The 228-nt window shown below is 69.3% G+C and carries 1 protein-coding gene; it reads left to right on the top strand.

Translation table 11 applies throughout. From position 1 onward, the window contains the following. Window positions 1–11: 11 nt before the first annotated feature. Window positions 12–155, top strand: a complete 144-nt coding sequence (locus KVT44_RS61465) for a DoxX family protein (protein ID WP_368857633.1) — start codon at window positions 12–14, stop codon at window positions 153–155. Window positions 156–228 lie beyond the last annotated feature (73 nt).

Below are 228 nucleotides of genomic sequence, written 5' to 3' on the forward strand. Positions count from 1 at the left end.
TGGGCGTGGCGGTGGCCGCGGGACTGGTCCTGCTCATGGCCGGCGCCCTGGGCGTGCACTCCCGGGCGAAGGATCCGTCCAAAGCGCTCGCACCGGCTGTCCTGGTCAGTCTGCTCGCCGCCGCCTACCTGGTGTTCCGCCTACTCAGCGCGTGACTGTGCCGACGCAGGAGTACCTCGGGGACGTGGGGCGCAAGAAGTGGGTGCTTCGGCACTACACGAAGGGATC

The sequence above is a fragment of the Streptomyces sp. GbtcB7 genome (assembly GCF_019091445.1).
In the GTDB taxonomy this organism is placed as follows: Bacteria; Actinomycetota; Actinomycetes; order Streptomycetales; family Streptomycetaceae; genus Streptomyces; species Streptomyces mirabilis.